The sequence below is a fragment of the Phytoactinopolyspora endophytica genome (assembly GCF_004138495.1).
In the GTDB taxonomy this organism is placed as follows: domain Bacteria; phylum Actinomycetota; class Actinomycetes; order Jiangellales; family Jiangellaceae; genus Phytoactinopolyspora; species Phytoactinopolyspora endophytica.
Window position 1 is genome coordinate 165,513 of sequence record NZ_ML142855.1, and the last position, 7,940, is coordinate 173,452.

7 protein-coding genes are annotated in these 7,940 nt (G+C 66.0%); 2 read left to right on the forward strand and 5 right to left on the reverse strand.

Annotated elements, in window-relative coordinates:
* Positions 1-556 (forward strand): class F sortase (locus ELR45_RS15615; RefSeq protein ID WP_165367805.1); only part of this gene is annotated, 556 nt, incomplete at its 5' end.
* A 24-nt stretch (positions 557-580) separates the two neighbouring features.
* Here the strand turns inward: ELR45_RS15615 and ELR45_RS15620 are convergent.
* From ELR45_RS15620 to ELR45_RS15640, 5 genes are all read right to left on the reverse strand, one after another.
* Positions 581-1,504: a glycoside hydrolase family 113 gene (locus ELR45_RS15620; RefSeq protein ID WP_129667353.1), complete on the reverse strand. Its 924-nt coding sequence runs from the start codon at positions 1,502-1,504 to the stop codon at positions 581-583.
* A gap of 103 nt (positions 1,505-1,607) precedes the next feature.
* Complete coding sequence (locus ELR45_RS15625; RefSeq protein ID WP_205856668.1) at positions 1,608-4,151, reverse strand: glycoside hydrolase family 2 protein; 2,544 nt, start codon at positions 4,149-4,151, stop codon at positions 1,608-1,610.
* Positions 4,148-5,020, reverse strand: a complete 873-nt coding sequence (locus tag ELR45_RS15630; protein WP_129667237.1) for a carbohydrate ABC transporter permease — start codon at positions 5,018-5,020, stop codon at positions 4,148-4,150. The genes ELR45_RS15625 and ELR45_RS15630 overlap by 4 nt, the downstream gene beginning before the upstream one ends.
* Positions 5,017-6,024, reverse strand: coding sequence for a carbohydrate ABC transporter permease (locus tag ELR45_RS15635; RefSeq protein WP_129667238.1), 1,008 nt, complete (start codon positions 6,022-6,024; stop codon positions 5,017-5,019). The genes ELR45_RS15630 and ELR45_RS15635 overlap by 4 nt, the downstream gene beginning before the upstream one ends.
* Before the next feature lie 20 nt (positions 6,025-6,044).
* Positions 6,045-7,352 (reverse strand): ABC transporter substrate-binding protein, encoded by a 1,308-nt coding sequence (locus ELR45_RS15640; protein WP_129667239.1) that lies wholly within the window; start codon positions 7,350-7,352, stop codon positions 6,045-6,047.
* Between the two features lie 328 nt (positions 7,353-7,680).
* Here ELR45_RS15640 and ELR45_RS38000 point away from each other — a divergent pair.
* The coding region (locus tag ELR45_RS38000) for a LacI family DNA-binding transcriptional regulator (protein ID WP_205856669.1) at positions 7,681-7,940 on the forward strand (260 nt) is incomplete at its 3' end.

Genomic DNA, 7,940 nt, shown 5'->3' on the forward strand with positions numbered 1-7,940 from the left:
GGGCATCGAGATCGATCGCCCGCAGGTCGAGCAGCCGGCGACGGAAGACGCCGAACAGGAGAGCGCGGAAGACGCCGAACGGTCCGAGGCTGAGCCAGCGGTCGCGGAGCCTGTCGCTGTCGAAGCCTCAGCCGCCGACATCGACACGTCACTGGTGCCGGTCGGCCTCCAGCCCGACGGTGCCATGGAGCTGCCCGATCCGGGGACCGGAGCGTGGTACGACCTCGGGCCGCGGCCCGGCGAGCCGGGCCCGGCGGTACTGATCGGGCACGTGGACTCCGTCGCCGGGCCAGACGTCTTCTTCGGGCTGAGCACGCTCGGCGACGGTGACGTCGTTCACATCGACGATGCGACGGGCGTCCGTCGTGCCTTCGTCGTCACCGGCGTGGAGACCGTCCGAAAGGACGATCTCCCGTACGAGCGGATCTGGGCCGAAGTCGAAGAGCCGGTATTGCGGTTGATCACGTGTGGGGGCTCGTACGAGCGTGACAACGGCGGCTACCAGGAGAACGTGGTGGTGTACGCGGTCATGCAGGGTGAGACACCGGCTGGATGAGCGGACCTCGCACCCGGATCACGGTCAATACTGCCTGGCGACGGCGGTGTAATGCTGGGCGACGACGGTCTGGGCCGGCTTCGCATACACGCAGTAGTCGTCGTTGCCGGCGGCCTCGTCGGGTCCGTACAGGCGGGCCGGCCAGTCCCAGAGCATGAAGCCCTGCATCCAGGGCCGCTCGGCGCACTCGGCGAACATCTCCCGGTAGTACCGCTCCTGTTCGGACCCGGAAGGCGCGCCCGGAAGCGTCCAATCGTTCGGGCGGGAGGCCGAACCGGTGCGGCTGGGGCAGCCGGCCTCCATGAAGAAGAACGGCTTGCCCCAGTGCTCGACGACACGCCCGATCCGATCCAGGTGCTCGGTCCAGGTCCCGGACGGGTAATAGCCGCTGGAGCTGATGACGTCGACCGCGTCCCACCATGTCAGCCGATCCTCCTGGTACTTGTCGCAGTTGTACGTGACCAGGCCGTCGTAGACCGTGCGGACATCCGCGACCAGCGCTCGCCAATGCTGCTCCTGCCGGTCGGCCTGCACCATCTCGCATCCGACGCACAGCATCTCGCATTCCTCCTCCTGCGCGATCCGCGCGTAGTGGAGGATGAACTCGCGGTACGACTCGAACCATTCGGTCCAGCTGGGCGCGCCGGGCACATCCTCGCCGAAGAAAGAGATGAACGCACGCCAGGTACCGTCCGCGCAGTTCACCGTCGGCTTCAGGCACACCCGGAGGCCGTGTTCCCGGGCCCGGTGGATCGCCCAGCGCATCTCCGAGTCGGTGACCGTCGGCTCGTCCCGGAACGGGATCGCTGTCGTGTGAGCGTTGGCCTGCAATGCTGCGAACGCGATGGTGACCCAGTTGACACCGCCGACCTCGGCGAGCTCGCGCATCGAATGCTCCGCCTCGGGTGTCGCCCAGGTGCCGCGTACCCCGGTCCACCCCCAGGTCATTCCGCACACCGGACCGAGCGAGTCTCGGACCGCGCCCGGTTCGCGGGCCTCCTGCTGGCCGGTATCCGCGGTCATGCGGCTCTCCTTGTGTCCTCCATGGTGGTCAGGCTTCGCCGACGAGATCATTCGCGCTCCGGAGCACGCGCGGCGCGGCGAAGGCATCCGGATCGACCCCGGCGGGTGCGGTGACCCGGAACGTCACCCGCTCACCGGGCAGCATCGTCGCGAGCATGTCGTCGACGCGGGCGTCAGGGTGGACCTTGTCGGCCAGCACAGCGACGTCGCGCACCAGATTCTCGGCCGTGACATGCATCCGGTACTCGGCGTGGCCGGGCGAGCCGGCGTCGCTCACCTGTTCCACATCAGCCCGCAACCGCGGTGCCGCAAGGTAAGACTCGCGGTACTCGGCGAAGAACCACAGGGCACGCTCGTCGCCGAATGTCGCGACGATGACCTCACCGGCGCTGTCCTGCGGTGTGGCCACATCGATGGGGACCGGCACCGTCGACGTGACCCGGGCGCCGACGTCGACGGAGACCTTCGCGGCGGCCAGCTCGGTTCCGTCGTAGGAGAGCCGCCGCACGGTGACGTCGCCCGACCACGCCTCCGGGCTGTCGTTGACGGCGACCACCGCGAGCTCGTGATCGCGGGGCTGAATCGTCAGCAGCCGGTCGGCGTATGCGTGCGCCATCGCATAGAGCAGCGGCTTGGGCCGTCCGTCGCCGTCCACTGCCGCCCAGGAGGTGACGGGCCAGCAGTCGTTCAGCTGCCACACGACGCTTCCTGTGCAGCGCGGACTCCATGAGCGCAGATGCTCGATGCCGAGCTGGACCGCTGCGGCCTGGTTCAGCGACATCGCCCAGTGCCAGTCCTCCATGTCATTGGGCAGCGGCAGGTGCGGGACCAGACCTTTGGTGAGCTTGTCGTTGCCGTTGAAGGCCTTCTGGTGAATGATCATGCCTGGCGACTCCGGCGTCAGCGGATCGTCCGAGATGGCTCGACCCAGCGTCGCCCACGTGGGCGGTCCTTGCCAGCCGAACTCCGCGACGAACCTCGGACGATATGTCCTGTAGTCCAGATAATCGCGCTGGTTCCACATGTCCCACAGGTGTGACGAGCCGTGGTCGGCCTCATTGGGATAGATATCCGATGTGCCTGACCATGGGCTGGCCGGCGTGTACGCCCGGTGTGGGTCGAGTTCGGCGGCCAGCTCCGGCAGGAGCTCCGTGTAGTAGCCCAGACCCCACGTCCGGCCCTGCAGCTGCGCCTCCCAGTTCCAATCGTGGAACAGCCAGATGTTCTCGTTATTGCCGCACCACAGCATCAGGCTGGGGTGGGGGAGCAGCCGGACGATATTGTCGCGGGCCTCGGCCTCGATCTCGCCACGGAGCGGCTCCTCTTCGGCGTAAGCCGCGCAGGCGAAGAGAAAGTCCTGCCAGGTCATGATGCCGCGTTCGTCGCACAGTTCATAGAACTCGTCGGACTCGAAGATGCCGCCGCCCCAGACCCGGAGCAGGTTGATGTTGGCCTGCTCTGCCTGCGCGATTCGCTGCGCATAGCGATCGCGGCCGACACGATGGACGAACACGTCGTCCGGGATCCAGTTCGCGCCCCGCACGAACACCGGCTGGTCGTTGACGACGATGACGAACGACGTGCCGTGCTCATCGGGTGTCATGTCCAGCCGGACGGTGCGGAACCCGACGCGGCCATGCCACGCGTCCGTCACAATGCCATCGCTGTCCACCCGCACGGTGACCGGATACAGCGGCTGCTCGCCATACCCGCGCGGCCACCAGCGACGCACCTGGGGCACCTCGAGTTCGACGACGGCGGACGTCTGGCCGGGAGCGACGGCCGTGCGTGCGGTGTGTTCGCCGACCGAGACGACGATGTCGCGCTCCGCGGACTGGCCGGCCGGCTCTGGCGCATTGGTGGCGCCTGGCCGTTGCATGCTGATGGTTGTGTCCGGCTCTTCGATGTCGACGTGGACCGTGACACGGCCCGTCGTTCCATCGACCGTGGTGAGCGGACGGACGGCCGCCAGCCGTGCCGTCGACCAGGCGTGCAGCGTGACAGGACGCCAGATCCCGGCCGTCGCCAGATCCGGACCCCAATCCCAGCCGAAGTTGCAGGCCATCTTCCGGATCGCGTTGTACGGGTGGTGGTTGACGTGCGGCCGGTAGCCGAGCTCCAGGCTTTGCTGGTCGGCGTGGCGGATCGGCGACGCGAACGACACCACGAGCTCGTTCTCGCCCTCGAGCAGCACGTCGTGGACGGGGAGCCGGTAGGTACGGTGCTGGTTCGCCGCGCGGATGATCTCACGGCCGTTCAGGGTCACCGTGGCCACCGTGTCCAGGCCTTCGAAGACCAGGTCATGACGGTCGTGTCCGTCGTGGGACCAGTGGAAGGTGGTGCGGTACTCCCAGTCGCAGCGGCCGACCCAGGCCACCAGTCGTTCGTTGTCGTCCAGGTAGGGATCCGGGATCAGGCCGCCCGCGAGCAGGTCGGTGTGGACGCTCCCGGGCACGGTCGCCGGAATGTCCTGCACGTGCATGCCCGGAGGGACGGGACCGGAGGCTGCTCGCAGCGTCCACCCGTCGTGGAGCGGGCGTCGGGTCGCGGTGGCATCAGCATGGTGGGTCACTTAGTGGCTCCCGAGGTGAATCCGTTGTAGATGTAGCGCTGCAAGAAAATGAAGATGACGAGCGTCGGGACGATGACGACGATGGCACCGGCGGCGATGACCTCCCACTGCGCCCCGAAGGGCCCTTTGAATCGGAACAGCGACGTCGAGATCACCCCGAGTTCGCTGGACGGCATATAGAGAAACGGTATGTAGAACTCGTTGTAGACCGCGATCCCTTTGATGATGACGACGGTGGCGATGGCGGGCTTCAGCAGCGGCAGGATGATCCGTCGGTAAATGGTCAGCCGGTTCGCGCCGTCGATCATCGCCGCCTCGTCGAGCGATCTCGGGATCGACTTCATGAACTGCAGAAAGATGTAGATCGCGACGATGTCCGTCCCCATGAACAGCGCGATCGCGGCCCAGCGGGTGTTGAACAGTCCGAGCGCGTCGATGATCTGAAAGGTCGCCACCTGGGTGGTGACCCCCGGGACGAGCGTCGCCAGCAGGAACCCGACCAGGATCAGCTTGCGGCCCCGGAAGTCGAACCGGTCGATCGCGTACGCGGCCATCGTGCCGATCAGGATCGCCCCGGTCACGGAGACCACCAGGATGATCGTCGTGTTGACGAAGCCCTGGATCATGTTGCCGCGGGTGAACGCGGTGACGAAGTTGTCGACGTTGAACCAGTTGCCAGGCGGGTCGAGTGGCCCGGTGGTGGCGAACTCCCGGGTGTCCTTGAGCGCCGCCATGAAGACCGTGATCAGCGGCAGGATCGCGACGGCGCAGGCCAGCACGAGCGAGAGGTACTTCAGCGTACGGGCGATGTGGGTGCTCGAGCTGCCCGTCCGCGCCCTCTCGCGCACGGTCGCGGTTGTCGATGTCATACCAGGTCCACCTTGTCGTCGGCGAACAGCTTGCGCTGGATCCAGGTGAAGACGAGCACGATGATCAGCAGCACGACGGCCATCGCGGAGGCGAGCCCGACCTTGGAGAACTTGAACGCCGTGTTCACTGTCTGGATCACGAACGTCTCGCTGCCGTTCGCGCCGCCGGTCATGATGTAGGGGATCTCGAAGACGGACAGCGCTCCGGAGATGGCCAGGATGAACGACAGCCCGAGGATCTGCCGGATCCCGGGCAAGATGATGTAGCGGAATTTGTCCCAGGAGTTGGCGCCGTCGATATCGGCCGCTTCGTACAGTTCGCTCGGGATCGATTGGATGGCGCCGAGGAAGAGGACGAAGTTCAACCCCATGAATCGCCAGACGGATGTGGCCGCCAGCGAGTAGTTGACCATCGACGGATCGCCGAGCCACTGTGGCGGTTCCTGCACACCGACCAGCGCCAGCACGGCGTCCAACGTCCCGCCGGGCCGGAAGAAGTACAGGAACACCAGCCCGATGGCCACGCCGTTGAGCAGGTAGGGGAAGAAGATGACGCCCTTGAAGAAGTTCCGGAACCGGGTCTTGAAGCTCAGCACCGTGGCGAAATACAGCGCCAGCGCCATCTGTACGAACGAGCCGCCGACGTAGTACAGGCTGACGAAGAAGACCTCGAAGAGCTCGGGCCGGGTGAAGATCTGGACATAGTTGTCCAGGCCCACGAACTCCTTGACCGGGTCGCGCCCGTCCCAGGAGGTCACGCTGTACCAGACCATGTTCCCCACCGGAATGTAGGTGAACACGATCAGGAAGCCGAGCGGGATGAGCAGGAACAGCCAGGGCGTGGTCCGCCGACCCTGGGTGGTGTCTCGGCCGGGGGAGGCACCTGCGGATCCGGAGCCGCGGGCCGGAGCCTGATCGCCCCCGCCCGCCGTAACCAGGACCTGCCGGTCGTCGCCGGCGCCCGAGCCGTCGTCGTTCGGGCGCCCAGTCGTATTGACCGCCATGGATACAGCCTTTCGCCGGGTCAGCCGGCCACCTGGGCGCGGGCGTCCGACCAGCGTTGGTTCAGCTCCTCGAAGTAGGACTCCTTGTCGCCGTCAGCGGCGCCACGGGCGATATCAATCAGCTTCTGGTTGTAGAGCCAGCCGTCGAGGTCGATCTCGGCGGTGTTGTGGATGTCGGAGTACAGGCTCTCCTCGCCCTCGGGACGCGGTGCCAATTCGAAGAACTCGACGTCCAGCGGCTCGAAGTCGCTGAGCGTGTCCGGCAGCTCACCGTCGACCTGGACGGACAAACCGCCCTCGTCGGTGGCGTACCCGGACTCCTCGGTGTACCAGTCGATCCATGCCCGGGCGGCCTCCTTGTGCTCGGAGTGCTTGTTGATGCCCATCTTGTAGTCGCCACCGATGCGGACGCGGAACGTGCCGTCAGTCTGCGCCGGGAATGGCCAGTAGCCGATGTCGTCGCGAGAGGCGCCGACGTTCTCCGCGGCGTCCTGCATCTGGGTGACCGCCCATGAGCCGAGCATCATCGTCGCGATGTCGCCGGTGCCGAGGAGGTTCTTCGACTCTTCCCAGTTGGTGGTGGTGGGGTCGTCCTCGGCCAGGCCCTCGGCGACGATGTCGTACACGAACGAGTCGACCAGGTGGATGTCCTCGCCCTCGGTCCATGGCTCGTCGGAGTGAGCCATTTCGTTCTCGACCTCTGGCCCGGTAAGGACGCCCATGTTGCTCCGTATCTGGCCCAACGGCCAGCCGTCGCCGTAGTTCGTGTAGTAAGGGATGGCGTCGGTGTTCTGCTCGATGGCTCTCAGAGCCTCGATGAACTCGTCCGGAGTGGTCGGCGGCTCGGTGATGCCCGCCTCCTCCCAGACCCGCTTGTTGAACACGTACCCGTTGGCGTTGCCCGTGATGGAGATGCCGTAGACGTCGCCCTGGTAGGCCTGCTCCTCGACGAAGCGATACTTCTCCCCGAGCTCTTCGACCGTGCCGAGTGGCTCGAAGTACTCCGGCAGCTCATCCCGGGTCACGGCGGCCGGGATCATCAGGACATCGCCGTACTCCTCGGTGTTGAGCCGGATGGAGACGTCGCCCTCATATTCGGTGATCGCCTCGAAGGAGATGTCGACGTCGGGATATGTCTCCTGGAACCGGGTCTTGTAGTCCTCCAGGACGGTGTCGACGATGTCGGTGCGATGTGTCAGCACCGTGAGATCGCCGGATACTGTGCCGTCGCCGCTGCTCGTGTCGCTGTCGTCCGACGAGTCGTCACCGCCGCACGCGGCGAGGAACAGGGCCAGCGCGGCAATGCCCACGATGTGCTTCTTTGCCATCACGGTCTCCTACCGATGTGTGTGGAGTGGCTTGAGGCTCGGTGGTCAGAGGGTCTGATCGGCTCCGGGTCCGAAATGTGCTGACTGCCGGACCCGAGCGTGCCTGGGTGTTGGAGAACGTACGCCTGTGGTAGCGCTCCCGTCAACCCTATGTGTCAACGCTGACACATAGGGTTGAGGCGGCGTCTCGATAGATCTAGAGTGCTGTTGTCGTGCATATTTACCGCTCAGGACACGGCGGATGGCCTTGTGCTGGAACCTGGTGAACTATCTCTGTCCCACGATGACATACGACGACAGGCGACGAATTCCTGGTACGCTCTGCCGCGTGAGCGAGCCCAACACGCGGTCACCGGCGGCGGCCGGGGAACCCGATGGCGACGGCGGTGACCCCGCCATGCTGCCGGCTCCGGCGCGCGTGACCAGGTCCCGGGCGACGCTCGCCGATGTGGCCCGGCTTGCCGGGGTCAGCGCGAAGACCGTGTCCCGGGTGTTCTCCGGAAACGCGTACGTGGCCGATCAGACCCGTGATCGGGTCATGGCGGCCGCGAGCCGGCTCCGTTTCCGGCCGAACGATCTCGCGCGCAG